The organism is Antiquaquibacter metalliresistens (genome assembly GCF_029211225.1).
In the GTDB taxonomy this organism is placed as follows: domain Bacteria; phylum Actinomycetota; class Actinomycetes; order Actinomycetales; family Microbacteriaceae; genus Rhodoglobus; species Rhodoglobus metalliresistens.
Window position 1 is genome coordinate 36,290 of the sequence record NZ_JARGEM010000007.1, and the last position, 26,641, is coordinate 62,930.

Annotated in this window: 22 protein-coding genes; 17 read left to right on the forward strand and 5 right to left on the reverse strand. The window is 68.4% G+C overall.

What is annotated here, in order from left to right; all coding sequences use genetic code 11:
- Nucleotides 1-51 precede the first annotated feature (51 nt).
- The 12 genes from PYV02_RS13030 to PYV02_RS13085 all read left to right on the forward strand — a co-directional run bounded on the left by PYV02_RS13030 (nucleotide 52) and on the right by PYV02_RS13085 (nucleotide 10,854).
- Nucleotides 52-963 carry a branched-chain amino acid ABC transporter permease gene (locus PYV02_RS13030; RefSeq protein ID WP_275759485.1) on the forward strand — a complete coding sequence of 304 codons (912 nt, stop codon included), beginning with the start codon at nucleotides 52-54 and terminating at the stop codon, nucleotides 961-963.
- Nucleotides 960-2,780: a branched-chain amino acid ABC transporter ATP-binding protein/permease gene (locus PYV02_RS13035; protein WP_275759486.1), complete on the forward strand. Its 1,821-nt coding sequence runs from the start codon at nucleotides 960-962 to the stop codon at nucleotides 2,778-2,780. The genes PYV02_RS13030 and PYV02_RS13035 overlap by 4 nt, the downstream gene beginning before the upstream one ends.
- Nucleotides 2,777-3,502 (forward strand): ABC transporter ATP-binding protein, encoded by a 726-nt coding sequence (locus PYV02_RS13040; RefSeq protein ID WP_275759487.1) that lies wholly within the window; start codon nucleotides 2,777-2,779, stop codon nucleotides 3,500-3,502. The genes PYV02_RS13035 and PYV02_RS13040 overlap by 4 nt, the downstream gene beginning before the upstream one ends.
- A gap of 7 nt (nucleotides 3,503-3,509) precedes the next feature.
- Nucleotides 3,510-4,334, forward strand: coding sequence for an N-acyl homoserine lactonase family protein (locus PYV02_RS13045; RefSeq protein WP_275759488.1), 825 nt, complete (start codon nucleotides 3,510-3,512; stop codon nucleotides 4,332-4,334).
- Nucleotides 4,331-5,188, forward strand: a complete 858-nt coding sequence (locus PYV02_RS13050; protein ID WP_275759489.1) for an SDR family NAD(P)-dependent oxidoreductase — start codon at nucleotides 4,331-4,333, stop codon at nucleotides 5,186-5,188. The genes PYV02_RS13045 and PYV02_RS13050 overlap by 4 nt, the downstream gene beginning before the upstream one ends.
- Entirely contained in the window at nucleotides 5,185-6,087 is a 903-nt protein-coding gene (locus tag PYV02_RS13055) for an NAD(P)-dependent oxidoreductase (RefSeq protein WP_275759490.1), read from the forward strand. The genes PYV02_RS13050 and PYV02_RS13055 overlap by 4 nt, the downstream gene beginning before the upstream one ends.
- The gene (locus PYV02_RS13060; RefSeq protein ID WP_275759491.1) at nucleotides 6,084-6,491 is read left to right on the forward strand and encodes a cupin domain-containing protein; all 408 of its coding nucleotides are present in this window, start codon (nucleotides 6,084-6,086) and stop codon (nucleotides 6,489-6,491) included. The genes PYV02_RS13055 and PYV02_RS13060 overlap by 4 nt, the downstream gene beginning before the upstream one ends.
- Nucleotides 6,488-6,883, forward strand: coding sequence for a 4-carboxymuconolactone decarboxylase (gene pcaC / locus PYV02_RS13065; RefSeq protein WP_275759492.1), 396 nt, complete (start codon nucleotides 6,488-6,490; stop codon nucleotides 6,881-6,883). The genes PYV02_RS13060 and pcaC overlap by 4 nt, the downstream gene beginning before the upstream one ends.
- On the forward strand, nucleotides 6,880-7,761 hold the full coding sequence (locus PYV02_RS13070; protein WP_275759493.1) for an NAD(P)-dependent oxidoreductase: 882 nt from the start codon (nucleotides 6,880-6,882) through the stop codon (nucleotides 7,759-7,761). The genes pcaC and PYV02_RS13070 overlap by 4 nt, the downstream gene beginning before the upstream one ends.
- A gap of 62 nt (nucleotides 7,762-7,823) precedes the next feature.
- Nucleotides 7,824-8,525, forward strand: coding sequence for a GntR family transcriptional regulator (locus PYV02_RS13075; RefSeq protein WP_275759494.1), 702 nt, complete (start codon nucleotides 7,824-7,826; stop codon nucleotides 8,523-8,525).
- Between the two features lie 89 nt (nucleotides 8,526-8,614).
- Nucleotides 8,615-9,382, forward strand: a complete 768-nt coding sequence (locus PYV02_RS13080) for a carboxymuconolactone decarboxylase family protein (protein ID WP_275759495.1) — start codon at nucleotides 8,615-8,617, stop codon at nucleotides 9,380-9,382.
- Nucleotides 9,383-9,432: 50 nt separating this feature from the next.
- A complete protein-coding gene (locus PYV02_RS13085; RefSeq protein WP_275759587.1) occupies nucleotides 9,433-10,854 on the forward strand; it encodes an NAD-dependent succinate-semialdehyde dehydrogenase in 1,422 nt (473 codons plus the stop codon).
- Nucleotides 10,855-10,927: 73 nt separating this feature from the next.
- Here the strand turns inward: PYV02_RS13085 and PYV02_RS13090 are convergent, their stop codons facing one another.
- The 4 genes from PYV02_RS13090 to PYV02_RS13105 all read right to left on the reverse strand — a co-directional run bounded on the left by PYV02_RS13090 (nucleotide 10,928) and on the right by PYV02_RS13105 (nucleotide 14,801).
- Nucleotides 10,928-11,491, reverse strand: a complete 564-nt coding sequence (locus tag PYV02_RS13090; protein ID WP_275759496.1) for a YceI family protein — start codon at nucleotides 11,489-11,491, stop codon at nucleotides 10,928-10,930.
- A gap of 84 nt (nucleotides 11,492-11,575) precedes the next feature.
- Nucleotides 11,576-12,946 carry an NAD(P)/FAD-dependent oxidoreductase gene (locus PYV02_RS13095; RefSeq protein WP_275759497.1) on the reverse strand — a complete coding sequence of 457 codons (1,371 nt, stop codon included), beginning with the start codon at nucleotides 12,944-12,946 and terminating at the stop codon, nucleotides 11,576-11,578.
- The gene (locus PYV02_RS13100; RefSeq protein ID WP_275759498.1) at nucleotides 12,931-14,310 is read right to left on the reverse strand and encodes an aspartate aminotransferase family protein; all 1,380 of its coding nucleotides are present in this window, start codon (nucleotides 14,308-14,310) and stop codon (nucleotides 12,931-12,933) included. The genes PYV02_RS13095 and PYV02_RS13100 overlap by 16 nt, the downstream gene beginning before the upstream one ends.
- 8 nt (nucleotides 14,311-14,318) lie before the next feature.
- Nucleotides 14,319-14,801: an Lrp/AsnC family transcriptional regulator gene (locus PYV02_RS13105; RefSeq protein WP_275759499.1), complete on the reverse strand. Its 483-nt coding sequence runs from the start codon at nucleotides 14,799-14,801 to the stop codon at nucleotides 14,319-14,321.
- A gap of 111 nt (nucleotides 14,802-14,912) precedes the next feature.
- Between PYV02_RS13105 and PYV02_RS13110 the strand changes: the two genes are divergently transcribed.
- On the forward strand, nucleotides 14,913-16,340 hold the full coding sequence (locus PYV02_RS13110; protein WP_275759500.1) for a gamma-aminobutyraldehyde dehydrogenase: 1,428 nt from the start codon (nucleotides 14,913-14,915) through the stop codon (nucleotides 16,338-16,340).
- 169 nt (nucleotides 16,341-16,509) lie between these two features.
- On the opposite strand, the gene PYV02_RS13115 is transcribed toward PYV02_RS13110, so the two are convergent.
- Entirely contained in the window at nucleotides 16,510-17,835 is a 1,326-nt protein-coding gene (locus tag PYV02_RS13115) for an MFS transporter (RefSeq protein ID WP_275759501.1), read from the reverse strand.
- 77 nt (nucleotides 17,836-17,912) lie between these two features.
- Here PYV02_RS13115 and PYV02_RS13120 point away from each other — a divergent pair, with 77 nt between their 5' ends.
- The 4 genes from PYV02_RS13120 (at nucleotide 17,913) to PYV02_RS13135 (ending at nucleotide 26,631) form a co-directional block, all read left to right on the forward strand.
- Nucleotides 17,913-18,443, forward strand: a complete 531-nt coding sequence (locus PYV02_RS13120) for an FHA domain-containing protein (RefSeq protein ID WP_275759502.1) — start codon at nucleotides 17,913-17,915, stop codon at nucleotides 18,441-18,443.
- Nucleotides 18,440-19,267, forward strand: a complete 828-nt coding sequence (locus tag PYV02_RS13125; RefSeq protein ID WP_275759503.1) for a PP2C family protein-serine/threonine phosphatase — start codon at nucleotides 18,440-18,442, stop codon at nucleotides 19,265-19,267. The genes PYV02_RS13120 and PYV02_RS13125 overlap by 4 nt, the downstream gene beginning before the upstream one ends.
- 123 nt (nucleotides 19,268-19,390) lie before the next feature.
- Nucleotides 19,391-20,812, forward strand: a complete 1,422-nt coding sequence (locus PYV02_RS13130) for a serine/threonine-protein kinase (RefSeq protein ID WP_275759504.1) — start codon at nucleotides 19,391-19,393, stop codon at nucleotides 20,810-20,812.
- Nucleotides 20,809-26,631: an Ig-like domain-containing protein gene (locus PYV02_RS13135; protein ID WP_275759505.1), complete on the forward strand. Its 5,823-nt coding sequence runs from the start codon at nucleotides 20,809-20,811 to the stop codon at nucleotides 26,629-26,631. Before PYV02_RS13130 ends, PYV02_RS13135 begins: the two co-directional genes overlap by 4 nt.
- The last annotated feature ends 10 nt before the right edge of the window (nucleotides 26,632-26,641 follow it).

Genomic DNA, 26,641 nt, shown 5'->3' on the forward strand with positions numbered 1-26,641 from the left:
TCCCCTCCCTCCCCGGGATTCCGGGCTCCCGAACCATCCGAAGAGGACTCGATGCTCCAAGTGCTGCTCTCCGGCCTCGCGGTCGGCACCATCTACGGTCTCGTGGCGATGGCGTTCGCCGTCGTGTTCTACGTGACCAAGGTGATCAACTTTGCCACCGGCCAACTCCTCATGGTCTCCATCCTTCTGGCGGCTGGACTGGTCAAGGCAGGCGTGCCCGAATGGCTCGGGATCATCATCGCGCTGCTGGCCTCAACCGTGCTCGGCGTCGTGATCTACTTCATCGCCGTACGGCCGGTGCTCAAGTTCGACCGATTCAGCTTTGCGTGGCTCGTGAGCACGCTCGGCATCGCGATCGTGATTCAGGCGACCTTCGCCATCATCTACGGCCCCGCATCGCAGCCCTTCCCGCGCGGCCTGCACCAGTATCCGGTGCACTTGCCCGGCGCCACTATCACCGTGCAGGAGATCCTCACCCTCGCGATCGGCGCGCTGGCGATCGTCGGCTGGGAGCTCCTGCGCCGCAAGACCCTTCTCGGCAAGCTCGGCATGGCGATCTCGACGGATCCCGAGATCGCCTCGACGGTCGGCGCGAACGTCACCGCGTTCGCGGTCGGCGCGTTCGCGGTCGGGGGATTCCTCGCCGGTCTCGCCGGCATCCTGGTCGGGCCCATCACGTACGGGAACCCATACCTCGGTGACACCTACGGCATCTTCGGGTTCATCGCCCTGATGATCGGCGGTATCCAGCGCCCCGCCGCCGCGATGGGCGGGGGACTCATTCTCGGCGTGCTGTCGATCGCCGCAAACTCGTACATCGGTGCTCAGGCCTCGGACTGGTTCCCCTTCGTGCTGGTGCTCCTGGTACTGCTGCTCGCGCCCAACGGCGTCTTCGCCTCGGGCGACTCGCTGCGCAAGCTGTTCCGTCGTCGTCGCAGCTTCACGGTCGGAGGCCGGGCATGATCGCCGCACTGCAGAATCGCCGTTGGGTCGGCACCGTCATCCTTATCGCCGCATTCGTCGCGGCGACCTGGGGCGCGGCGACCGCGAACTTCGGGCTTCAGAGCATCGTGACCGTCACCGCCGTCTTCGTGGTGCTCGCGGTGAGCCTCGACCTGGTCGCCGGCGCCGTCGGACTGTACTCACTCGGACACGCGGGCCTGTTCGCCATCGGCGCCTACGGCACGACGTTGCTGAGCCGCAATCTCGACCTCGATGTCTTCGTGCTCCTGCCGATCGTGATGCTCGGCGCGGGACTCGTGGGCGCCTTGCTCGGCGCGCTCTCGTTGCGGGTGAGCGGACTCTACTTCTCGATCACCACGTTCATCTTCACCATCATCGTGTACGTGCTGCTGAGCAACTCCTCGTGGACGATGGGGCTGCAGGGCCTACCGGGGCCGATCTTCCCGAACTTCCCCGTCGACGTGCAGGATGTGCTGGGCCGCTCCGTGGTCTGGGCGGTGGCCGCCGTGGTCTTCATTGCGATCGTCATCGTGTGGAGCATCCGTGGTTCGGCCTTCTACCCCGTGCTGCTGGCCGTGCGCGACGCGGAGCCGTACGCGCGTGCGAACGGTGTTCGCACCTCGCTCGTCAAGGTCGGGATCTTCGCGCTCTCCGCCGGACTCGCGGGCATGGCCGGATGGGCCTTCTCCTTTCTCGTGTACCAGTCGCCGGGTCAGTTCGGGTGGGTGCAGTCGGTCAACCTCCTCGTGATGGTGATCATCGGCGGCATGAACACCCGGGTCGGCCCGATTCTCGGCGCCGTACTGGTCAGCATCTTCCCGTTCGTGGTGAAGATCGACCCGTTCCTGCAGGAAGTCGTCTTCGGTGCCGTGTTCGTCGCGGTCGTCGTGTTCTTCCCGCGTGGCATCACCGGACTCGTCGACCTCGCACGCCGGAAGATCCGCGCCGCGCTCGGCCGCGACCGCGGCGTGCCGTTGGAGTCGACGGTGGCGCCCGTGATCGAGCCCGTTCTCGCCGGATCGTCCGCGTCGACGCAGGTGCGCGGTGGCGACGTCGCACTCGCCGCACGGGGCATCGAGTTCAGCTACGTGCCCGGGGTGCCCGTGCTCCGCGAGATCGACATGGTCGTGCGGCGGGGAACGATCCACGGTTTGATCGGGCCGAACGGCTCCGGCAAATCGACCCTGGTCAACCTGATCTCCGGCGAGTTGCGTCCCATCGCGGGAGAGATCGAGCTCAACGGAGATCGCGTCGAACGGCTCTCGGCGCCGTCGCGCCCGTCGCACGGCCTCATGCGGACCTTCCAGAGCGCCGTGCTCGTGCGCGAGTTGTCGATCCTCGAGAACACGACCGTCGGTCTGTACAGCACCGTCAAGCGCATCGCCGCGCGTTCGGTGATCTGGCCGCTGCTGCACGGCGCGCGACGCGACTCGCGTCAGATGCGCGCCACGTCGGCGACGGCCCTCGAGTCCGTCGGACTGGAGAAGTCCTGGCACTCGGCTGCCGTGGGCGATGTACCGCACGGTATCGAGCAGTTGACCCAGCTGGCCGCGTCGATCGTCTCCGAACCGTCGGTGCTCGTGCTCGATGAGCCCCTCGCCGGCCTCTCCGGCGCCGAAGTCAGTCACGTCGCGCAGATCCTGCATCGATTGCGCGAGCGGGGTGTGACCGTCATCGTGATCGAACACCAGACGCGATTCATCTTCGACAACTGCGACGATGTCACGGTGCTCGCCGCGGGAGAGCTCGTCACGAGCGGTCCCGCGGCCGAGGTCAGAGAGAACGCGCGCGTACGAGAGGTCTACCTGGGGCAATGAGCGACATCACCGATACCCTCGTAGTGGACGGGCTGAGCGGCGGATACGACCGCTTCGACGTCATTCACGACATCTCCTTCCGGGTCGCCAAAGGCGAAGCGGTCGCGCTGCTCGGACCGAACGGTGCGGGCAAGACCACCGTGCTGCGCGCGATCATGGGGCTGCTCAAGCACCGCCGCGGCACGATCGCGATCGACGGCACCGATGTGATCGGTCTTCCGCCGCACCGAATCTCCCGCGGGCTTGCGTCGATGGTGCCCGAAGGCCGGCGTCTCTTCGTCGGGCAGTCGGTCGAGGACAACCTCAGGCTCGGCGGGATACGTCTGCGCCATGACCGAGCCCGCACAGACGAGTTGTTGCAGAGCGTCTTCGACCTCTTCCCGGTCGTCGAGCGACACCGCGCGCGCGAGGCGACCGCGCTGAGCGGAGGCGAGCAGCAGATGGTCGCGATCGGACGGATGATGATGGGCGATCCATCGCTCATGCTGCTCGATGAGCCATCGCTCGGCCTCGCGCCGCTGGCGATCGCCGACCTCACTGTGGCATTGCAGCGTCTGCGCGAGCGCAACAGCTCGATTCTGCTGGTCGAGCAGCGCGTCGATATCGCACTCGAGGTGTGCGACCGCATCTACGTGCTGACCGGGGGCAGGATCGTTGACGAGGGTCGTGCCTCGGATATCGGAGCCGAGGGGCGGGCACTCATCGATGCCTACCTGGGATGAGGGTCAGATGACGGATGCAGCCGACGACCGCTACGAAGTGGTGATCATCAAGTACGGAACGCGCGAGACGGTGCGCAGCGAGGTCTACCTGAACTACGGGCTGTACCACGAGCCGGACGGCCCGATCGGCATGGACTACTTCGTGTGGGTCATCCGCAATCGGGCGCGCACGATCCTCGTGGACACCGGCTTCTCGCCGACCGGCGGTGCCCGGCGCAGTCGGACCACGCTCGTGACGCCGCCCGACGCGTGGTCGGCGCTCGGCATCCACCCGGAATCGTCGCCGTTGATCGTGCTCACGCACGCGCACTACGACCACACCGGCAACCTCGCGCACTTTCCGAACTCCCAGATCGTCATGGCGGAGGCGGAGTTGGACTTCTGGGCCGGGCCGCAGGCGCACCGCGTGCTGTTCCACCATTCCGTCGAGGACGAGGATCTGGAACTGCTGCGGCGGGCGCGTGCCGCGGGGCGGGTGATCACCTTCGAAGACGACTACGCGCCGGCACCGGGTGTTCGAGTGCTGCGCATCGGGGGGCACACGCCGGGGCAGAGCGTCGTCGTCGTACAGACGCACGACGGGCCGGTGCTGCTCGCTTCGGATGCCGTGCACTATTTCGAGGAGCTCGATCGTGCGATGCCGTTCATGTCGGTCGCGGACCTCGTGGCCATGTACGCAGGATTCGATCGCATCGCCGACATGCTCGCAGACGGGTCGGTCGTCGCGATGGTCCCGGGGCACGATCCGCAGACCCTGAGCCGATTCACGCCGCTGAGCGACGCGCTGCTCGGTCTCGCGGCGACCGTCGGTACCACCGGGGTGTCGGCATGAGCGGGCGCTTCGAGGGCAAGGTGGCTCTCGTGACGGGTGCCGCGAGCGGACTCGGTCGTGCCTCGGCGCAGCGGCTCTCGAGCGAGGGCGCGAGCGTGGTGCTCATCGACCTCGACGGCGACAAGGCGCGGGATGCCGCAGCGGAACTCGCCGGCGAGACGCTCGTGGTGCAGGCTGACGTCTCGGACGAGTCGGCCATCGATGCGGCGGTCGCCAGCGCGGTGGAGCGGTTCGGTCGGGTCGACCACCACCATCTCAATGCCGGCATCTTCGGCAGCTTCGTGCCGCTGCCCGATCTGAGCGTGCAGGAGTTCGAACGGGTCATGGCCGTCAACGTCCGTGGCGCGTTTCTCGGCACGCGCGCCGCGTTCCGTCAGTTCAGCGCCCAGGGCACCCCTGGCTCCATCGTCGTCACGGCCTCGATTGCGAGCCTGACGGGTGCAGCCGATCTGCTGGCATACCACACGTCGAAGCACGCGGTGGTGGGGCTCGTGCACGCGGCGGCGGTCTACGGTGGCCCGCTCGGCATTCGAGTCAACGCGGTCGCGCCGGGGATCGTGCCGACCGAGCTCTTCGCGGCGGCGGCGACCGCATCCGGCGGCAAGAACGACATGGAGCACCGCGCATCGACGACGCCGATGCGCCGCGCGGGCACCACCGAGGAGATCGCCGGCGTCGCCGCGTTCCTGCTCAGCGACGACGCGGGCTACGTCACGGGTCAGATCGTGAGCGCGGACGGCGGAGCGACGATAGTCAACACCGTGCGCCCCTCCGGCGGCGCAGGGGCGTGGGACACCCGGGCGGTCGACGACCCGATGTATCGCGGAAGCGGGAACTGGAGCACGCAGCAATGAGCACATCGATCGGGTTCATCGGACTCGGCAACATGGGCGGCAGGATGACGCGTCGCATCGTCGACGCGGGCATCGAGGTGCTCGGATTCGACGCGAGAGCCGAGAGCATCGCGGCGGCCGGCGCGGTCGCCGCGTCGAGCGCGGCCGAGGTCGCGGAACACAGCGACATCGTGTTCCTCTCATTGCCGGACAGCCACGTTGTCGAGGCGGTGGTACTCGGCGACGGTGGGGTCGCCGCCCACGTGCGACCGGGAAGCATCGTCGTCGACCTCAGCACCTCGTCTCCGGCATCGACTCGCCGGATCCACGAGGAGCTCACCGGTCGCGAAGCCTCGTATCTCGATGCCGGGATCTCGGGCGGTGCCGCGGCCGCGGAGGCGGGCACGCTCACGCTGATGGTCGGCGGCGAGGCAGAGGCGCTCGCGACGGTGCAGCCCTACCTGGCGCCGTTCGCCAGCAAGGTGTTCCACGTCGGCGCCTCGGGTGCCGGGCACATCACCAAGCTGCTGAACAACTTCCTCAATGCGATAGCGCTCTCGGCGACCGCGGAGGTCATGGTCGCGGGCAAGAAGGCGGGGCTGGACTTGGCGGTGCTGCTCGATGTGCTCAACGCGAGCTCGGGCGTCAACTTCGCCACGATCAACCGTTTCCCGAAGATCATTGCCGGCGACTACCTCAAGGGCGGTCTGACCAACACTCTGATGCTCAAGGATGTCGTGCTCTACACCGAGCTCATCGCCGAGTTGGGGGTCGCGGGCTTGAACGCGCCAGGACCGCTCGCCGCGTTCGGGTTGGCTCGCCAGCTCGGTTATGCGGACGAGATCAGCAACACCGTGGTCGACGCGATCGGAGACATCTCCGGCGGCGTGCGGCTGCACGAGTCGGGAGGGGATCGATGATCATCCGCCACGCCAACACCGAGCCGCAACCACCGGGGAAGGCATCGCAGTTCACCGGAAAAGCCGTCGGAGACGCGATCCTGCCGGCAACGGACGGGGTGGTGATCAACACCGTCACGTTCGAGCCGGGAGCGCGCACCCACTGGCACGCTCACGAGCGAGGGCAGCTCCTGTTCGTCGTCGCCGGCTACGGCCTCATCTGCACGGCGGGCCAGGCGCCCGCACCGTTGCGCGCCGGGGATTGGGTGTGGATCCCACCGGGGGAGCGCCACTGGCACGGCGCCTCGCCGACGACCTTCTTGACCCACACCGCGATCTCGTTGGGTGCCACGCAGTGGGCCGACGAGGTCTCGGCCGACGACTACGCCTCAACCCCTCACCCATTCGAAGGACAACCAGAATGACCAGCGAAAACACCCACAGCGAGACCTTCGAGCAGGGGATGCGAGTGCGCCGAGAGGTGCTCGGCGACGCTCACGTCGACCGCTCGCTCTCCCAGGTGAGCGACTTCTCTCGCCCGATCCAGGAGCTCGTCACCGAGTACTGCTGGGGTGAGGTCTGGTCGCGCGAAGGTCTGCCGAGAACGACGCGCAGCCTCATCAACATCGCCATGCTGACCGCGCTCAATCGTGGCCACGAACTCGGCGTGCACGTGCGCGGCGCGATCAACAACGGCGTGACCGAGCAGGAGATCCAGGAGGTGCTGATCCAGACCGCGATCTACGTGGGCGTGCCAGCATCCCTCGAGTCGTTCCGCATCGCCGAGGGTGTGCTCAAAGAGATGCGCGGCGCATGAGTGAGATCGCCGCGATCGGGTTCGTCGGACTCGGCAACATGGGGATGCCGATCGTCAAGCGTCTGCTTGCCGCCGGATATCAGGTCACCGGGTTCGATGTGGCACCCGAAGCGCGCGCGGCGCTCGCCGCCGCCGGTGGGCGGACCGTCGAGACGCTCGGCGAGGTCGTCGAAGGCGCCGACGCGCTGATCCTCATGCTGCCGGACTCCACCGTCGTAGGTCGCGTGATGTCGGACCCGGCCCTGCGTGCCGGCCTGCGGCCGGGGCTCCTCGTCGTCGACATGGGTTCCTCGGAGCCGGTGAAGACGCGCGCGCTCGCCGCCGATCTCGACGCGCTCGGGGTCGGGCTCGTCGACGCACCGGTGTCCGGAGGTGTCTCGGGCGCGGTGCAGGGTGCGCTGACGGTCATGGTCGGCGGAGGATCGGAGGCGGTCTCGCGGGTCACACCCGTGCTGGAACACCTCGGCAGGGTGCGCCATGCCGGACCGGTGGGTTCCGGGCATGCGATCAAGGCGCTGAACAATCTCATCTCGGCGACGCACCTGTGGATCACGTCGGAAGCGATGCTCGCGGGGCAGCGGTTCGGCCTCCAGCCCGAGGTGATGCTCGAGATCATCAACGGCTCAAGCGGTCGAAGCGGTTCGAGCGAGAACAAGTGGCCGAACTTCATCCTGCCCGGCACGTTCGACTCTGGATTCGGACTGCGGCTGATGCTCAAGGACATGCGCACCGCCACCGACCTCGCCGCGCAGCTCGGCATTCCGATCGAGCTCGGCGACGCTGCGGTGAACCGCTGGAGCGAGGCCGCCCAGGCCCTGCCGCCGACGGCGGATCACACTGAAGTGGCGAAATGGCTCGCCGAGGAGCGGGAGGTTTAGGATGACGACATAGATTCCCGATCGTATGACGGGGATACATCACCGATCCGCGGAGCGAGAACATGGCACGACCGAACTCACTCGCCGAATCCTGGACGGCGGAACCCGTCGGAAGGATCGCTGCGCCGCTTCGCGAGCAGGTGATCACCGCGCTGCGCCAGGCCATCCTCGACTTCAAGTTGAAGCCGGGGCAGCGGTTGGTCGAGCGCGAGCTCATCGAGCAGCTCGGGGTCTCGCGCACGACGATCCGGGAGGCGCTCCGTGAACTCACCTCGGAAGGCCTGGTGACCGTGGTGCCGCAGAAGGGCGCCGTGGTCGCGACACCGACACTGGACGACGCGATCGACCTCTACGAGGTGCGAGCGGCACTGGAATCCCTCGTCGTACAACGCTTCGTCGAGCGCGCCAGCAATGCGCAAGTCGAGCGGTTGCGGGCGGCCGTGGAGCGTTTCCACGATGCCACCATTCGAACCGCGGACATCCGGCAGATCCTCGCGGCCAAAGATCTCTTCTACGACGTGCTCATCGAGGGCGCCGCGAGTGCAGCGCTCCAGCAGCTGCTGGAGGGCATCCAGGCTCGCGTTCAGGTTCTTCGGGCTACCTCGCTCTCAGAGGACGGGAGGACGTTCGCCGCGGTTCGTGAGCTGCGCGCCGTCGTGGATGCGATCGAGGCGCGAGACGCCCGACTCGCCGCGCGCCTGACCACCGAACACATCCGTGCGGCCTCGAAGACCGCCCTGCTGCACATGCGGTCGGGCGAATAGCGAAACCTGCACTCCCCCTTTTCCTTCTCTTCCACCCCGCGCAGGCGCGCGGGTCGATCGATCGCGCGCCCCACGAAACGGACACTTCGATGACTCTCACCGAACGCCAACAGCAGATCAAGGACGCCTACATCGCCGCACAAGGAGAGTGGGGTGAGCCATGGGAGACGGTGCTCGCGGTCGATCCGGAGTTCGTCGCCGCCTACCTCGGCCTTTACCAGGTGCCGTGGGAGAAGAACCAGTTGAGCGACAAGTTCAAGGAGCTCTGCTACATCTCGATCAATGCCGCGGCGACGCACCTGCACGTGCCCGGCATCCGGCCTCACATCCGCCGGGCATTGGAGTTCGGTGCAACCGCGCACGAGATCATCGAGGTGCTCGAGCTGGCATCCACGCTCGGCATCCATGCGATGAACATCGGGGTTCCGCTATTGGTCGAGGTGCTGGAGGAGCGCGGCCGCACCGAGGCCGAGCCCCTCAACGAGTATCAGGAGACGCTCAAGAAGCAGTTCACGCAGACGCGCGGCTACTGGCACGATTTCTGGAACGAGATGCTGGAGCTCGATCCGGAGATGTTCGCCGCCTACACCGAGTTCTCGTCGGTGCCCTGGCGCACCGGCACGCTCACTCCCGCGGAGAAGGAGCTCATCTACATCTCCTACGACATCGCGGCGACGCACCTGTACGTGCCGGGGACGAAGCTGCACATCCGGAACGCGCTCAACCACGGCGCCACGGTCGGAGAGATCCTCGAGGTGATGGAGATCGCGAGCGTGATCGGCATTCATGCCGTGACGACGGCCGTACCCATCCTCGCCGAAGAGTTGGCTGCGCTCGACCGGAACGTCAACTCGTGAGTACCCGGGAAGCCGAGCAGTCCGTGCTCGCCGCCGTGCCTCGCGGCCTGATGCTCGGTGGTGTCTGGACCGCCGCGTCCGCGGGCGCCGAGTTCGAAGTGCTCGATCCCTCGTCGGCCGAGCCGATCGCACTCGTCGCGGATGCAACACACGACGACGCGCTCGCAGCGATGAGCATCGCCGCCGAGCACCAGGCCCAATGGGCGGCGACCGCACCTCGTGTGCGAGGCGAGATCCTGCGCAGAGCCTACGAACTCATGACGGAGCGCATCGAACCGCTCGCCCTGCTGATGACCCTCGAGATGGGCAAGCCGCTCTCGGAGTCGCGTGCCGAGGTGGCGTACGCCGCCGACTTCTTCCGGTGGTTCGCCGAGGAGGCGGTACGGATGACCGGCACCTGGTCAATCGCGCCGGACGGGGCATCCCGCATCTGGACCATGCGGCAACCGGTAGGCCCGTGCCTGCTCGTGACGCCGTGGAACTTCCCGCTCGCGATGGGCACCCGCAAGCTCGGACCCGCGCTCGCCGCGGGGTGCACCGCGATCGTGAAGCCCGCGAAACAGACGCCGCTGTCGATGCTCGCGCTCGCCGGCATCCTGATGGAGGCCGGGCTGCCGAAGGGGGTGCTCTCTGTGCTGCCGACGACCGATTCGAGCGGGATCGTCGCCCTGCTCATGAGGGACCCGCGGTTGCGCAAGCTCTCGTTCACCGGTTCCACCGAGGTCGGGCAGGCACTTGTGCGCCAGTCCGCGGACCGCATGCTGCGTCTGTCGATGGAGCTCGGCGGCAATGGTCCGTTCGTCGTCTTCGAGGACGCAGACCTCGACCGCGCCGTGGACGAGGCGATGCGCGCGAAGCTCCGCAACAACGGCGAGGCCTGCACGGCCGCCAACCGCTTCTACGTGCACGATTCGGTGCGGGAGACCTTCGTCACCAAGTTGAGCGCACGGTTCGCGCAGATCCGTGTGGGGCGCGGCACCGACGAAGGCACGACGCTGGGCCCCCTGATCGACCGGAACGCCGTGGAGAAGGTCGCCGATCTGGTAGCCGCAGCGACGAGCAATGGAGCCGTGGTCGCGTACTCCGGTGAGGTTCCGCAGAATGCCGGCTACTACTCGCCGCCGATGATCGTCGATCGGGTGCCCGCCGACTCCCGACTGGTCACCGAGGAGATCTTCGGCCCGGTGGCACCGGTCGTCGGTTTCGAGACCGAGGAGCAGGTACTCGGCTGGGTGAATGCCTCCGACTACGGCCTCGCCTCCTACGTCTTCACGACCGACCTGAACCGGGCTTTGCGCATGGCGGAACGCCTGGAGGCCGGGATGATCGGGCTCAACCGAGGCGTGCTCTCAAACGTCGCGGCGCCGTTCGGCGGCGTCAAGATGAGCGGGTACGGCAGGGAGGGCGGCGCCGAGGGCATCGACGAGTACGTCGAGACCAAGTACGTCGCGGTCGACGTGAATGCCCTGTGAGCACCCACGTCGACCGCGGCCGGTCGACAGGCGCCTCGATGCCCGTCGCGCGATCATCGAGGCGCCCGCGGTGCTACTTCTGCAGCACGACCTGCAGGTCGAGGTTCACCGTCACGTCGTCACCGAGCGTGACACCGCCGGCCTCGAGCGCGGCGTTCCAGCTCACCCCGAAGTCCTGGCGGTTGATCTTCGTGCTGGCGGATGCCCCAGCACGGGTATTGCCGTAGGCGTCCTGAATCACGCCGCCGAACTCGCCCTTCAGCACGATCGGCTTCGTCACGCCGCGCAGGGTGAGGTCGCCCTTCACCGTGAACTCGCCGGACTCCGGGTCGCCCTCGATCGAGGTGGACACGAAGGTCATGGCCGGGTGCTCCTCGGCCAGGAAGAAGTCGCTCGAGCGAAGGTGGTTGTCGCGGGCCTCGACCCCGGTGTTCACCGATGCCACGTCGATGGTCGCCTCGATGCTCGAGTCCTCGGGCTTGTCGGCGGTCACGATCGTGACGTCGAAGTCCTCGAACGTGCCACGCACCTTCGTGATCATCAGGTGCTTGACCGTGAACGAGACCTCGGAGTGCGAGAGGTCGAGCTTCCAGGTGCCGGTGACGTAGTCGGGATGGGTTGCCGTTGTAGTTGTCATGACAACAACAATGATCGCGCGCGCCGAGGCATTCCGCATTTCGTGGACAGGTCAACATTGTTTACCTGCGCGTAACACTCGGCGTCAGTGTCCGGTCAAGCGGCCCATGAGTCTTGCGGCGAGCGAGGGGCGCCGCGTCATCCGTTCCTCCGCGTCGGCGACCGTCATCGCGAGCAGTCCGGCGTTGGCGCCCAGAAAGCGCAGCGGTTCCGATTCCCAGGAGGGCGAGCGGTGTCCCACCCAAGGCAGACGCACGAGCTCGGAGTCGGTGTCGGTCAGCAGATCGCCCAGCGTGCGGCCGGCGAGGTTGGTGGTGCTCAAGCCGTCGCCGACGTACCCGCCCGCGGCGGCGATGCCCGTGCCGCGGTCGTAGCCGACCGAGGCGTGCCAGTCACGCGGAACGCCGAGCGGCCCGCCCCAGCGATGGGTGATCTCGACGTCTCCGATCACGGGGAACATCTCGGTCAGGGTGCGCCTGAGGTGCTCGAACACCCCGGGCACCCGGTCGTACTCGGGCCGGATCGCGCTGCCCCAGTGATAGCGTGCCCCGCGGCCGCCGAAGGCCAAGCGATCGTCGGCGGTGCGCTGACCGTAGACGATGAGATGACGGTGATCGGTGAAGGTCTGACCGTGCTCGATGCCGATCGCCTGCCAGACGTGCTCGGGCAGGGGTGCGGTCGCGATCATGAGCGAGTACAACGGCAGCACGCGCCGGCGGGTCGGCGGCAGCGTCGCACCGTAGCCCTCGGTGGCGACCACCAGGCGGTCGCAGCGCACCGTGCCGGCGGCGGTGACGACCGAGTGCGGTGCGTAGTCGAGCACCTCGGTGCGTTCGAAGATGCGCACCCCGCGCCGCTCGAGCGCTCGCGCGAGTCCGCGCACGAGCTTGGCGGGATGGATGCGCGCGCAGTTCGGATCGAACGTCGCCGCGAGCGACCCGGCCGCCGACTGCGGCCCGAGCAATTCGAGCGGATCGACCCCGAACCCGGCCGCCTCGGCGACCTCGGCGCGGGCGGCCGCGAGCTGCACGGGGGAGCGCGCGAAGGCGAGTGTGCCGCCCTTGGCGTAATCGATGTCGAGTCCGGCGGATGCCGCGGCTCGCCCCACCTCGTCGACGGTCTCGATCATCGCCCGCCGCATGGCGAGCGCCGCATCCCGGCCGTGCTCGCGGGCCAGCGACGCCGTCGACCTCGGAAACAGCGCGCTCACCCAACCGCCGTTGCGCCCGGATGCACCGAACCCGGCGATCTCCTTCTCCAGCACCACGACGCGCAGCGTCGGGTCGCGCTCCAGGAGGTACCACGCGGTCCACAGCCCGGTGAGGCCGCCGCCGATGATCGCGACGTCGGCATCCGTCTCGCTGGGCAGCGCGGGGCGCGGGCTCAGATCGTCCGGTACCGTGTCGTGCCAGAAGGAGAGCCCGCGGTAGTCGCGCTCCGTCAGAGCCTCGACCATGCCTCGGTCAGCACTCCGCGCAGGATCGACTCGATCTCGTCGAACTCCTTCGGGCCGATGGTCAGCGGCGGCGCGAGCTGGATGACAGGGTCGCCGCGGTCGTCCGCGCGGCAGTACAGGCCCGCCTCGAACAGCGCCTTCGACAGGAACCCGCGCAGCAGCCGCTCCGACTCGTCGTCGTCGAAGGTCTCGCGCGTGGTCTTGTCCTTGACGAGCTCGATGCCGAAGAAGTAGCCGTCGCCGCGCACGTCGCCGACGATCGGCAGATCCTTGAGCTTCTCGAGCGTCTGCCGGAACACGGGCGAGTTCTCGCGCACGTTCGCGTTGAGCTTCTCCTCCTCGAAGATGTCGAGGTTCGCGAGGGCGACCGCGGAGGAGACCGGGTGCCCGCCGAAGGTGTACCCGTGATAGAACGCCGTGGTGCCGTGCCGGAAGGGCTCGTAGATGCGGTCGCTGACGATCGTCGCCCCGATGGGGGAGTAGCCGCTGGTCATGCCCTTCGCGCACGTGATCATGTCGGGCTGGAAGCCGTAGGTCGTCGAGGCGAACATGTTGCCGATGCGTCCGAACGCGGTGATGACCTCGTCGGCCACGAGCAGCACGTCGTACTGGTCGCAGATCTCGCGCACGCGCTGGAAGTAGCCGGGCGGGGGCGGGAAGCATCCACCCGAGTTCTGCACCGGCTCGAGGAAGACCGCGGCGACCGTCTCCGGTCCCTCGAACAGGATCATCTCCTCGATGCGGTTGGCGGCCCACAGGCCGAAGGCCTCCAGGTCGCCGGTCGGCGCGCCCATCTCGTGCGCGCGGTAGAAGTTCGTGTTCGGCACCCGGAAGCCGCCGGGGGTCACCGGCTCGAACATCTCCTTCATGGCGGGGATGCCAGTGATCGCGAGCGCGCCCTGCGGCGTGCCGTGATAGGCCACCGCCCGCGAGATCACCTTGTGCTTGGTGGGCCGGCCCTGCAGCTTCCAGTAGTACTTCGCGAGCTTGAACGCGGTCTCCACCGCCTCGCCGCCGCCCGTGGAGAAGAACACCCGGTTGAGGTCGCCGGGCGCGTAGTCGGCGAGCCGGTCGGCGAGTTCGATGGCGGCCGGATGCGCGTACGACCAGATCGGGAAGAACGCGAGCTCCTCGGCCTGCTTCGCCGCGACCTCCGCGAGTCGCTTGCGGCCGTGGCCGGCGTTGACCACGAAGAGGCCGGAGAGGCCATCGAAGTACTTGCGTCCCTTCGAGTCCCAGATGTGGTGACCATCACCCTTCACGATGATGGGGGCGCCGTGCTCCTCGAGCACGGACTGCCGGGAGAAGTGCATCCACAGGTGGTCTTTCGCCTTCTGCTGCAGATCGGCTTCGTCGAACGTCATGATCTTCCTTACCTGGTTCCCCAGTTGTAGAACTGCTTGTGCAGTCGCAGATAGACGAAGGTCTCGGTGGACTGCACCCCGTCGATCCCGCGGATCTGCTTGTTGAGCAACTCGATGAGGTCCTCGTCGTTCTCGCACACGACCTCCGCGAGGATGTCGAAACTGCCCGCGGTGAGCACGACATAGTCGATCTCCGGCAGCGCGCTCAACCGGTCGGCCACCGTCGTGGTGTCGCCGGCGACCCGGATGCCGATCATCGCCTGGCGGTAGAAGCCCAGTTGCATCGGATCGGTCACCGCCACCACCTGCATCACGCCGGAGTCGGTGAGCTTCTGCACGCGCTGGCGCACGGCGGCCTCGCTGAGCCCCACCGCCTTGCCGATCTCCGCGTACGACCGGCGACCGTCCCGCTGGAGCTGCTCGATGATCTTCTTGGAGACCTCGTCCAGCTGCACCGGTTTGGCGCCGACGGGGCGCGGGGAGGCACTCATGCATCGATTCTGTCAGTGTGCATGATCACTCACAAGCGAATCCGCATCATGCGACCGCGATTCGTGACGGAATCGGTGGCACAACCGGGCCACCCTCGCTAGATTGGCTTCATGGCTGAACTGCGCAACTTCATCAATGGCGAGTACGTCTCGGCGAAGGCCGATGCGAGCTTCGAGGTCATCGACCCCGCGACCGAGCAGGGATACGCCTCGTCGCCCGTCTCCGGCAAGGCCGACGTGGATGCCGCGTTCAAGGCCGCCGCGGACGCCTTCGAGACCTGGGGCGAAACGACCCCGTCCGAGCGGCAGCTCGCCCTGTTCCGCATCGCGGATGCCATGGAGGCCCGCGCGGAGGAGTTCGCGGACCTGGAGTCGAAGGACACCGGCAAGCCGCGGGCATCCCTCGTCGACGACGAGATCATGCTCTCGGTCGACCAGATCCGCTTCTTCGCGGGTGAGGCCCGCCACTTGAGCGGCATGGCCACGGCCGAGTACATGAAGGATCACACCTCGTCGATCCGCCGCGAACCGATCGGCGTGATCGGCCAGGTGACGCCCTGGAACTACCCGCTGAACATGGCGGTCTGGAAGTTCGCGCCCGCGATCGCGGCGGGCAACACGACCGTGCTCAAGCCCAGCGACACGACACCGTCGTCCACACTGCTGCTCGCCGAGGTCGCCGCCGAGTTCCTGCCCCCGGGCGTGCTCAACGTCATCACGGGCGACCGCACGACCGGCGGGCTCATGATCGACCACAAGACGCCGCAGATGGTGTCGATCACCGGCTCGGTGCGCGCCGGCATGGAGGTGGCGAAGGCCGCGGCATCCGACCTCAAGCGCGTGCACCTCGAGCTCGGCGGCAAGGCGCCGGTGATCGTCTTCGACGATGCCGACATCGCCTCCGCTGTCGAGGGCATCGGCATCGCCGGGTACTTCAATGCCGGGCAGGACTGCACCGCGGCGACGCGCGTGCTCGTGCACAAGAACGTGCACGACGAGTTCGTCGCCGCGATGGTGGCCTGGGCCAAGGAGAACGCGAAGACCGGTGCGCCGGATCGGGACGACATCCTCTTCGGCCCCGTCAACAACGCCAGTCAGCTCGAGCGCGTCTCGGGCATCATCGATGCGCTGCCCTCGAACGCGCAGATCGCCCTCGGCGGCCATCGGCAGGGCGACAAGGGCTACTTCTACGAGGCCACGATCGTCACTGGACTCAAGCAGACGGATGACGCGATCCAGAACGAGATCTTCGGCCCCGTGATCACGGTGCAGTCGTTCACCGACGAGAAGCAGGCGCTCGAGTGGGCCAACGGGGTGCAGTACGGACTCTCCTCGAGCGTCTGGACGAAGGACCACTCCCGTGCGATGCGCTTCGCCAAGCACCTCGATTTCGGCTGCGTGTGGATCAACACCCACATCCCGCTCGTCGCCGAGATGCCGCACGGCGGCTTCAAGCACTCCGGCTACGGCAAGGACCTCTCGACCTACGGCTTCGAGGACTACACGCGCATCAAGCACGTCATGAGCTTCATCGGCTGAGGCATCCGGTCGTTTCCGGAGGGCGTTGTCTCCTCGGCGGCGGGAGTTCGCACCGGTTCGGCGGGAGTCGCTCACGAGTGGCGGGGGTTGTACCTCCCGCCACTCGAGGTTTGCCCCCGCCGCAACGCCCGGTTCGCGACCGCGGCGAGCAACGGATGCCCCACCGCTCTCACTCGGCGGCGGGCGCCTCGGCGTCCTTCGCAGTACCGGACGCCGCGCTCGCCGCACGGATCGCGCGTCGACCGGAGGGCACGAGCACGGCGACGGCGATCACGACGAACATGATCACCCCCGCGATCACGAGCAGGGATTCGACGCTGACGACGTCGGCGAGCGGTCCGAAGGCCACCATGCCGATCGGCATCGCGACGGCCATCACGATGCCGAGGAAGCCGAAGACGCGCCCCTGACGCTCTGGCTCGACGGTCTCTTGCAGCAGGGTCATCGACGGGGTCGAGAAGAACGGCACCGCCAGACCCACGACGCCCATGAGGACGAAGAACACGATGAGGTTCGTCGTGAAGCCCATCGCGATGGAGAGCACGCCGAACAGCGCCGACGCGATCACGATCATCGCGACGCGGTTCTTGGTGCCGCCCCAGACGGCGATCACGACGCCCCCGATCACCATGCCGACGCTGAAGGAGAGCTCGAGCACCGTGAGCTTCCACACCTCGTCGCCGAACGAGCGCGCCACCATGAGCGGCGTGAGGTAGGAGGGCGCGACGGCGAGCAGGAACACGATGCCGAACAGCACGAGCAGCCAGCGCACGAAGGCGTGGTGCGCCACGTAGCGCACCCCCTCGACGAGGTCCGTGAAGTAGCCGGTCTTCTCGGCGCGGACGATGGTGGGGATGGCCAGGGTCGCGATGAGCCCGATGCCGATGACGGCGGTGACGACATCCACGAAGAAGATCGAGACGATCGAGAGGCTCGCGTACAGGATGCCCGCCACGGCCGGGGCGATGAGCGCCATGGCCGACTGGATGGAGCCGAGGACGCCGTTGACGCGCATGAGGTGCTCGGTCGGCGTGATCTGCGGGATCAGCGCGGAGACGGCGGGCATCTGGATGCCCGCTCCCGTCGACCGGATCGCGAGCGTCAGGAAGATGAGCCAGAGCGCGTCGACGCCGGAGAGCATGAGCAAGGCGAGCACGAGGGTGCTGGCGGCGATGGTGGCATCCGCGATGATGATGAGCATCTTGCGGTTGACGCGGTCGGCCCAGACCCCGCCGAAGATCGAGACGATCGCCTGCGGCAGGAATCCGAACACGGCGGCGAGCGCCAGCACGACGCCGGACTTCGTGGTGAGCGTGAGGTGCCACATGATCGCGTACTGCACGAGCATCGATCCGAACAGCGACACGGTCTGCCCGGAGAGGAAGACGACGACGTCGCGCTTCCAGTGCGGTCGTGCGGGGGCGGGCGCCTCGGGGTCAGTGGCCTCGGGGTCAGTGGCCTCGGGCTCGATGGACTCGGGGGCGGGGGTGGTCATGGCACGATCTCCGGTTCGCGATATATCTCGAAATGTCGACAGCGTAGCACGTCGCCGACGACGCCTAGGCTTGGTGCGTGGGCGACGACCTGGATGACACGGTGATCGCCCCGGCGCGCCCGGCTCCCGCCCCGGCCGACCCCGATCTCGACGACACGATCGTCGTGGCCGAGCGCACTCCCGCGCCCGCGGTCGCGGCACCCCGGGAGCTCGGGTCGTCCCGCGCCGAACGTGCCACCTATGCCTTCCGCATCGGCGAGTCCGAGCCGATCGACCTCGACCGCCCGAGCTACATCGGCCGTCGCCCGAGCGTCCCGAGGATCCCGCACGACGAGGTGCCCCGGCTCGTGCGCGTGGCATCCCCACGCAGGGAGGTCTCCGCCACGCACCTCGAGGTGCGTCAGCTCGGTGGTACCGTCGTGGTCACCGACCTGCGCTCGACGAACGGCTCGATCGTGATGCTGCCCGGCAGCGTGCCCCGGAAACTGCGTCAGGGTGAGTCGATCGTGGTGCAGCCGGGCACCCTGGTGGATATTGGTGACGACAACGTCGTTCAGATACTGCCCATGCAACGCACAGGCACGCAGCGCACAGAGAGGCAGCAGTGACCGAGATCGGTGCCAACAGCGCGGGTCGCACGATCCAGATTCCCGGTCGCGCGGAGACCATCACCCTCGCGTGGGGCGCCGCGACCGATCGGGGCCGTCGCCGCGCCGCCAACGAGGACAGCGTCGTCGCGGTCTCCCCGCTCTTCGCCGTCGCCGACGGGATGGGCGGGCACAGCGCCGGCGATCTGGCCAGCGCCGCGGTGGTCGAGCGGCTCGCCGAGGCGATCGCCTCCGACTTCCTCGCACCGCGGGCGATCGAGCGCGCGCTGGAGCGAGCGACCGCCGACATCACGGAGATCGCCGGCGACAGTGAACTCGGCGTCGGCACCACCGTCACCGGCGCGGCGCTGACGCTCGAGAACGACGAGCCGTACTTCGCCGTCTTCAACATCGGCGACAGTCGCGTCTACGCGTTCGAGCGCAACGAGCTCACGCAGGTGACCGTCGACCACTCGGTCGTGCAGGAGATGGTCGAGGCCGGGGCGATCACGCGCGACCAGGCGGAGCAGCATCCCGACTCGAACATCATCACGCGCGCGGTCGGCTTCAATGCGCGACCGCAGCCGGACTTCTGGATGCTGGCGCTGCACCCCGGCATGCGCCTGCTGCTGTGCTCCGACGGCCTGACCAAAGAGCTGTCGGACGAGCGGATCCGGCTGCACATGGCCGCCGGACTCACCCCGGCGGAGACCGCCGCGGCCCTGGTGGATGCCGCGCTCGCCGCGGGCGGGCGGGACAACATCACGACCGTCGTCGTCGACGTCGTCGACGCCCCCGAGGGTGCTTCGCTGGACGACACCGCGCCGAAGGTGCCGCGCCGGTAGCACGTCTCGGGCGTCCGCGAAAGGGGCGTCGAGAACATGGCCCCCGTTGGGGGCACAAAACCCGGTGGCGTCGTTGGGCTCTGCCTACAATGATGCATCCGCTGACCGAGTGAGGGGGTTCTCGTGGCGCGTCGTCTGCCCTCGCGACCCCCGACGCTCCCCGGATTCTCGCACGTGCGCGCTCTGGGCTCCGGCGGCTTCGCCGACGTCTTCCTCTATGAGCAGAACATGCCAAGACGGCAGGTCGCGGTCAAGGTGATGCTGAGCGAGGTCGTCAACGACCAGGTGCGCCAGATGTTCCAGGCCGAGGCGAACCTCATGGCGCAGTTGAGTTCGCATCCCTCGATCCTCACGGTCTACCAGGCGAGCGTGTCGTCCGATGGGCGGCCGTATCTCGTGATGGAGCTGTGCTCGTCGGCGCTGAGCACCCGCTACCGCGCCGAGCGCATTCCCGTGCCCGAGGTGCTGCGCATCGCGGTCAAGATCGGCAGCGCGATCGAGACGGCGCATCGCCAGGGGGTGCTGCATCGCGACATCAAGCCCTCCAACATCCTGCTCACGGCCTACGGGCATCCCGTGCTCAGCGATTTCGGCATCGCCTCGACGCTCGGCGAGTCGGAGAGTCTGGGAGCGGTGGGCATGTCGATCCCGTGGTCGGCCCCCGAGGTGCTCATGGATGAGACGGCGGGCACGATCGCGAGCGAGGTGTGGGCCTACGCGGCGACGGTGTACTCCCTGCTCGCGGGGCGATCCCCGTTCGAGGTTCCGGGCGAGTCGAACAAGTCCGCGGATCTGATCGCGCGCATCAACCGAGCCAAGCCCCAGCCGATCGGCCGGGGCGACGTGCCCGCGAGCCTCGAGCGCGCGCTCGCGAGGGCGATGTCGCGCCGTCCGGAGCAGCGCCAGGGCAGCGTGCTCGAGCTCGTGCGCGAGCTGCAGGCTGTGGAGTCGGAACTGGGCGTGCCGCAGACCCCGATCGAGCTCGCGATGGACGACTGGGCGCTCGCGACGGTCGCGGACCTCGAGGAGCGCACGCGCATCCGTGGCGGGGTGAGCAACAGCGCCTCGGTCTCGCAGCGCCGGCGCCGGCGACGGGGCACGGATGGCGAGTACAGCGGGGTGGGCACGGTGCTGCGGGAGAGCCGGAACCCCCGCAGCTCAACCGGAACCTCGGGCGTGCAGACCGAGCGGATGCGGCTGTTGGGTTGGGTGCTGCTCGCCTCGTCCGCGGTCGTCATCGTGCTGGGGGCCGTCACCACCCTCGTGCTCGTTCGCTCCGGCGCCGGCGGCATTCCGACGGTCTCCGACATCGCCTCCCGCGTGACCGACGACACGGTGACCTTCTCCTGGTCCGATCCGGGGCTCGCGGTCGGCGACAGCTACCAGATCAGCACCGACGACGGGTCGGCACCCGTGCAGCAGCGGGAGGCGAGCTTCACGGTGGACTCGGAGCCCGGTGAGCGCGTGTGCATCACGGTGGCCGTCAACCGCGAGGGCAAGATCGGCGCCGTCAGCGGCGAGAAGTGCGCGGACATCCCCGGATGAGGGTGTGGCTTCGCAAGCACCGCTCCGCCGTCGTGAGCATCACGAGCGGAGTGCTCATCGCCGCGCTGATCACGACGGTCGCGATCGTCTCGACCGGGTACACGGCGCAGCGGCTCGACCTCGGCGACGGTTCCGTGTGGGTGGCCAACGGTCAACGGCAGGCCCTGGGTCGAGCCAACACGGAGGTGCTGGAGCTCAACTCCGTCGTGCGGGCGACCGGCAACGATCTCGAGGTGCTGCAGCAGGGGCAGACCGTGCTGCTGTTCGATCGCACCGAGAACGCCCTCGACATCGTCGACCCGGCCACGAGCGAGGTCGTCGACTCGGTGGCGCTGCCGCCGAACCGGCCCGAGCTGTTCCTGGCCGGCGACCGGCTCATCGTGCACGAGGCGGGCACCGGCGAGGTGTGGATCGTGCCCGTCGACGATCTGGCGGGGTTCGACGCCGAGTCCGAGGCATCCCTGAGTCTGGGCACCGGTGCGGTGCTCAGCGTGGCCGATGACGGACTGCTCTTCGCGGTGTCCCCGGCGAGCGGGCAGGTGCTGCGGGTGGACACGGCGCGTTCGGATGCCGTCGAGTCGTCGCAGAACGTGGACGTGCCGACCGACGGCGAGCTGTCGATCACATCGGTGGCCGGGCGCTGGGCGGTGCTCGACGCCGAGTCGCGCCGGCTCTGGCTCGAGAGCGGCACCGTGGATCTCGCCGGGCTCGTCGAGGCGGTGCCGGCACCGGCGCTGCAGCTGCCCAGTGTCGACGGCGACCGGGTGCTCGTGGCGCACGGCCGTGGGCTGGTCGGCGTGCCGATCGCCGGTGGTGGCGAGGCCGCCCCGCTGGTCGCCGGAACCTCGGGCACGCCGGCGCGCCCCCTCGCGCTGGGCGGCTGCGAGTACTCGGCGTGGACCGACGGCCGACAATGGCGGCACTGCGACACGCAGGAGCAGGATCGCACCACCGATCTCACGGGCATGCCCGGCACCGCGCAGCTCGCGTTCGCGAAGAACGGCACTCGCGCGGTGCTCAACGACGCGCGCTCGGGGCGCACCTGGGCGGTGCAGCGCGAGGGCGAGCTCATCGACAACTGGGACGACCTGATCGTCGTCGACGACGACCAACCGCAGGAGCAGCAGAACGATCAGGATCTCCCGCCGGAAGTGGAGCGGGTGCAGCAGCCACCGATCGCGGTCGACGATGCCTTCGGGGCGCGCCCCGGCAGGGCCACCGTGCTGCCCGTGCTGCTCAACGACTTCGATCCGAACGGCGACGTGCTCGTGATCGAAGAGCTCGCACCGATCGACGAGGCCGTCGGCCGCCTCGATCTGATCAACCAGCGACAGCAGGTGCAGCTGACCCTCGCCCCCGGCGCCGGTGGACAGGTTCGGTTCGGCTACACGATCAGCGACGGGCGAGGCGGCAGCGCGAGCGCGGAGGTCGTCGTCACGGTGCGCGGGCCGGACGAGAACTCGCCTCCGCAGCAGGTGCGATCCACCAGGATCACGGTGGCCGACGGCGGGAGGGTGACGACACAGGTGCTCGGCGACTGGGTCGACCCGGATGGCGACGCCTTCTACCTCACGAGCGCGCTCGTGGCGCCCCCGGACCAGGTCACCTCCAAGCCCGCCGGATCCGTCGTCTACTCCGATTCGGGCTCCGGTGGCGATCTCAAGGTGATCACGCTCGTCGTCTCCGACGGCTCGGCCGAGTCCTCCGGCAGCGTGAGCGTCTCGGTGCGGCCCGCCGGCGAGGTGCCGATCGTCGCTGACCCCTTCGTCGTGCTCGCACCCGCCGGGCAGGAGGTGACGATCGAGCCTCTGCTCCATGTACGCGGCGGCACCGGCACGGTGCGGCTCAACAGCGTTCCCGCGAAGGCCGACGTGACCATCGTGCCGAGCTACGAGACCGGCACGTTCCGGTTCACCAGCACCCTGGTGCGAAGCCACTACCTGGAGTACGTCGTCACCGACGGCACGCTCACCGTGACCGGGCTCGTTCGCGTGGATGTCACGGCCCCGGCCGACGCGAACGCCAAGCCGATCACGGTGCCCAAGACGGTCTTCGTGCAGACGCTGCGCAACGAACGGGTGGATGTCGCCGCCACCGACGTGGACCCGGCGGGCGGCGTGCTGCTCGTGACCGGCGTGATGAACCTGCCGCCGGCCTCCGGTGTCCGTGCCGAGGTGCTCGGCCAGCGCATCGTTCGCGTCAGTCTCGAGAAGCCGCTCGACGACGGCCCCGTGATCTTCAACTACCGCATCTCCAACGGCCTCGCCGAGTCCGAGGGCGTCATCACCGTCATCGAGATCCCGGCACCGGCCAGGGTGCAGCCGCCGATCGCGTACGACGACAGCATCACGGTTCGGGTCGGGGACGCCATCGACATCCCGGTGCTGCGCAACGACGAGCATCCCGACGGCCTCGAGCTCACGCTCAGCCCGAAGCTCGACCAGCAGCTGCCCGATGACGCCGGGCTGCTCTTCGCCTCCGGCGATCTGCTGCGTTACCTGGCCCCCGACAAGACCGGCAATTTCACGGCGGCGTATCGGGTGAGCGGCCCGGACGGGCAGTCGGCGACCGCGCTCGTGCGCATCGCCGTGCGGGAGGCGGATGCCGCCACCAACAACGCGCCCGTGCCCGAGACGGTCACCGCCCGCGTGCTCGCCGGCGAGTCCGTGCGCATCAGGATCCCGCTGTCGGGCACCGATCCGGACGGCGACTCGGTGCAGTTGCTCGGACAGTCCACGAACCCGCAGAAGGGCTCCGTCGTCGAGGTCGACGGCGACACCGTCGTCTACCGGGCCGGGGACTACTCGGCGGGCACGGACATCCTCACCTACTCGGTCATCGACGCACTCGGTGCGCGAGCCGAGGGCACCATTCGGGTGGGCATCAGCGCGCGGCTCGAGGGGGCGCGCAACCCCGTCGCCATCGTCGACGAGGTCACCGTGCGGCCCGGAGTGACCGTCTCGGTGCAGGTGCTCGCCAACGACTCCGACCCCGACGGCAGCCCGCTGACCATCGTGTCGGCCGAGCCGAACGACGCGCAGACCACGGCGGAGATCGTCGGCGACGTGGTGCGGGTCACGCCGCCGAGCACACCCGGTGATTACGGCGTGATCTATCAGATCGAGAACGAGACCGGCGGATCCAGCCAGAACTTCATCCGGGTCACGGTCGACCCGGATGCCGAACTCGCCTACCCGGTCGCCGAGGACGCCGTGCTCACCCTCACCGACATCATCGATCGCGATGTCGTGACGGTCGACGTGCTCGCGAACGTGTTCTTCGCCGACGGGGATGCGCGCGATCTGGGGCTCTCGATCCATCCCGGGTACAACGCGAACGCCACCGTGACCTCCGACAAGCGCGTCGATGTCACCATCACCGCGCGCAGTCAGATCATCCCGTTCAAGCTCACCCACCCCGACGACCCGGAGGTGTTCGGCTACGCGTTCATCAGGGTGCCCGGAACGGATGACGCGCTGCCGCAACTGGATCGGCGGGCACCGGCGCTGCGTGTCAACAGCGAGGACCAGTTGCGCATCGAGCTCAACGAGCAGGTCATCGCGGTCGGCGGCGACGTGCGGCTGACGGATTCCAGCACCGTGCGTGCCACCCACTCCAACGGCGACGAGCTCGTCGTCGACGACGACACCCTCGTCTACACCTCGGCGGACAAGTACTTCGGCCCGGCGTCGATCTCCTTCGAGGTGGTCGATCCCGACGGTCGCCGCGCCGTGCTGGTGCTGCCGATCACCGTGCGGCCGCGCGAGAATCAGCCTCCGGTGTTCGGCGGCGGCGTGATCGAGTTCGAGCCGGGTCAGGAGAAGGTGCTCGACCTGGTGCGTCTGACGACGTATCCCTACCCGGACGACCTGGACGAGCTGGCGTACACGGTGCTGACCCCGGCGCCCACCGGGTTCACCTACGCGCTCAACGGCACCGAGCTCTCGTTGCGCGCCAATCCCGGCACCGCGAAGGGGTCGGTGACCACGATCACGCTCGGCGTGCGCGACGATCTCACCGAGGGCAAGGCCGGGCGCATCGAACTGCACGTCGTGCCGTCGACGAAGCCGCGGGTGCAGCCGGCCGCCGACAGCGCGATCGCCAAGCGCGGCGAGACGACGACGATCGATGTGCTCGCCAACGACCAGGCGACGAATCCGTTCCCCGGCGAGCCGCTGACGGTGCTCGCCATTCGCGGGCTCGACGGCGCCGACCTGCCCGAGGGTGTCGCGATCGAGCCGAGCGCGGACAACCGCAGGCTCACCGTCACGGTCAGCCCCACTGCGGCGCCCGGCGACGTGAACCTGCAATACCAGGTGGTGGATGCCACGGGCGACCCCGATCGCGCGGTCTGGGGCACCGTCGTGGTCTCGGTGCAGGACCGGCCGGATCCGGTGCAGAACCTGGCCCCGAGCGGCTACGGCGATCGCACGATCACCATGCGCTGGAATGCCGGTCAGGCCAACAACTCGCCGATCACGGGCTACACGGTGACGACGAGCCGCAGCGGCACCGTACTCGACAGCACCACCTGCACGGGCACGACGTGCACCATCGCCACGCCGGGCAACGGTCCCGCCGAGGCGGTCACGGTGACCGTGACGGCGACGAACGCGATCGGGGTCTCGGACCCCGTGGTGCTCGCCACGCCGGTCTGGTCGGATGTCATCCCCGCCGCACCCGGCGGTCTGGGCGCCGCGCCGCTCGACGGCGGGCTCCTGCTCACCTGGGCCGCGGTCGCGAATCCGGTCGGCGGCACCCCGGTCGACCGGTACCGCGTCACCTTCGGCGCGTACTCGACGGATGTCGACGCGAGCGTCTGCAGCGGCGGCACCTGCTCGCTCGACACCCGCGGCGTCGGCCCGCTCACCAACGGCGTCGCGGTGACGTTCACCGTCAGCGCGAGAAACGCGGCGTTCCCGGCGCTCTCGACCTGGAACACGAGCGAGCCGGCCTCGGGCATCCCCGCGGGCCCGCCGATCGCCGGCCCGGCGCCCCTGGCGACCGCGCTGAACGACACGACCGTGCAGCTGGACTGGTCCGGCGTGTTCGCCGACAACGGCCGCCCCATCACGAACTACTCCGCGGTGAGCTTCGCGGGCTCGCCCCCGGCCTGCTCGGCCACCGGCGGCACCGCCACGAGCACCCAGTTCAACGGCCTGCAGGCCGGCACCGAGTACCGTTTCGTGGTCTTCGCCGCGAACTCCCAGGGATGCACCTCCAGCGCCGTGGTCGTCGCACGCACCCCACCCGCCGTCGTGACGGCGCTCTCCACGAGCCTGGTGGAGAACGACGGCCGCTGGGACTTCGTGGTCACGGGCGGCACGCTCGGCGGCGCGGCGCTGAGCAGCGATTACACGCTCTACTACACCCTGTCGACCGGCGGCGGCGAGCAGGGGCCGATCGCGCTCGGCCAGCCCCTGCTCGGTGTCGGTTTCGATCACTACGGGCTCGACACCGCGGTGAGCGTGCGCGCGTGCCGCGACTACGGGTCGGGCCCGCTGTGCCAGCCGGCGTCATCCGTCTCCATTCCGCTGGGCGTGCCGGTCGATGCGCGCGTCGACGGTCTCCGCTGGACGCCCGACGGCATCGTCGGCGGCGCATTCGACTGGACCGGATGGCCCAGCGGCGCCTACGAGTCGGTGCAGTACCGCTGCAGCACGAGCCCTGGCGGCGGTGGCGCGAGCTTCGTGCCCGCCGACACGACGGCGCCCGGGCACTGCGACGTCTCCGGTCTGACGCTGCTCGGGGCATACTTGACGATCCGCGTGCTCGCCAACGGCAACCAGACCTACGACTACACGTACCGCTCGAACTGATGAGGAGTCC

What these genes read in the sequence shown, in the direction of transcription:
- PYV02_RS13050 (WP_275759489.1), top strand. Translation starts at nt 4,331, where the DNA reads ATGAGCGGGCGCTTCGAGGGCAAGGTGGCTCTCGTGACGGGTGCCGCG.
- PYV02_RS13095 (WP_275759497.1), bottom strand. Translation starts at nt 12,946, where the DNA reads ATGGTCGAGGCTCTGACGGAGCGCGACTACCGCGGGCTCTCCTTCTGG.
- PYV02_RS13100 (WP_275759498.1), bottom strand. Translation starts at nt 14,310, where the DNA reads ATGACGTTCGACGAAGCCGATCTGCAGCAGAAGGCGAAAGACCACCTG.
- PYV02_RS13040 (WP_275759487.1), top strand. Translation starts at nt 2,777, where the DNA reads ATGAGCGACATCACCGATACCCTCGTAGTGGACGGGCTGAGCGGCGGA.
- PYV02_RS13085 (WP_275759587.1), top strand. Translation starts at nt 9,433, where the DNA reads ATGCTCGGTGGTGTCTGGACCGCCGCGTCCGCGGGCGCCGAGTTCGAA.
- PYV02_RS13135 (WP_275759505.1), top strand. Translation starts at nt 20,809, where the DNA reads ATGAGGGTGTGGCTTCGCAAGCACCGCTCCGCCGTCGTGAGCATCACG.
- pcaC (WP_275759492.1), top strand. Translation starts at nt 6,488, where the DNA reads ATGACCAGCGAAAACACCCACAGCGAGACCTTCGAGCAGGGGATGCGA.
- PYV02_RS13070 (WP_275759493.1), top strand. Translation starts at nt 6,880, where the DNA reads ATGAGTGAGATCGCCGCGATCGGGTTCGTCGGACTCGGCAACATGGGG.
- PYV02_RS13115 (WP_275759501.1), bottom strand. Translation starts at nt 17,835, where the DNA reads ATGACCACCCCCGCCCCCGAGTCCATCGAGCCCGAGGCCACTGACCCC.
- PYV02_RS13035 (WP_275759486.1), top strand. Translation starts at nt 960, where the DNA reads ATGATCGCCGCACTGCAGAATCGCCGTTGGGTCGGCACCGTCATCCTT.
- PYV02_RS13060 (WP_275759491.1), top strand. Translation starts at nt 6,084, where the DNA reads ATGATCATCCGCCACGCCAACACCGAGCCGCAACCACCGGGGAAGGCA.
- PYV02_RS13030 (WP_275759485.1), top strand. Translation starts at nt 52, where the DNA reads ATGCTCCAAGTGCTGCTCTCCGGCCTCGCGGTCGGCACCATCTACGGT.
- PYV02_RS13090 (WP_275759496.1), bottom strand. Translation starts at nt 11,491, where the DNA reads ATGACAACTACAACGGCAACCCATCCCGACTACGTCACCGGCACCTGG.
- PYV02_RS13075 (WP_275759494.1), top strand. Translation starts at nt 7,824, where the DNA reads ATGGCACGACCGAACTCACTCGCCGAATCCTGGACGGCGGAACCCGTC.
- PYV02_RS13045 (WP_275759488.1), top strand. Translation starts at nt 3,510, where the DNA reads ATGACGGATGCAGCCGACGACCGCTACGAAGTGGTGATCATCAAGTAC.
- PYV02_RS13080 (WP_275759495.1), top strand. Translation starts at nt 8,615, where the DNA reads ATGACTCTCACCGAACGCCAACAGCAGATCAAGGACGCCTACATCGCC.
- PYV02_RS13055 (WP_275759490.1), top strand. Translation starts at nt 5,185, where the DNA reads ATGAGCACATCGATCGGGTTCATCGGACTCGGCAACATGGGCGGCAGG.
- PYV02_RS13105 (WP_275759499.1), bottom strand. Translation starts at nt 14,801, where the DNA reads ATGAGTGCCTCCCCGCGCCCCGTCGGCGCCAAACCGGTGCAGCTGGAC.
- PYV02_RS13110 (WP_275759500.1), top strand. Translation starts at nt 14,913, where the DNA reads ATGGCTGAACTGCGCAACTTCATCAATGGCGAGTACGTCTCGGCGAAG.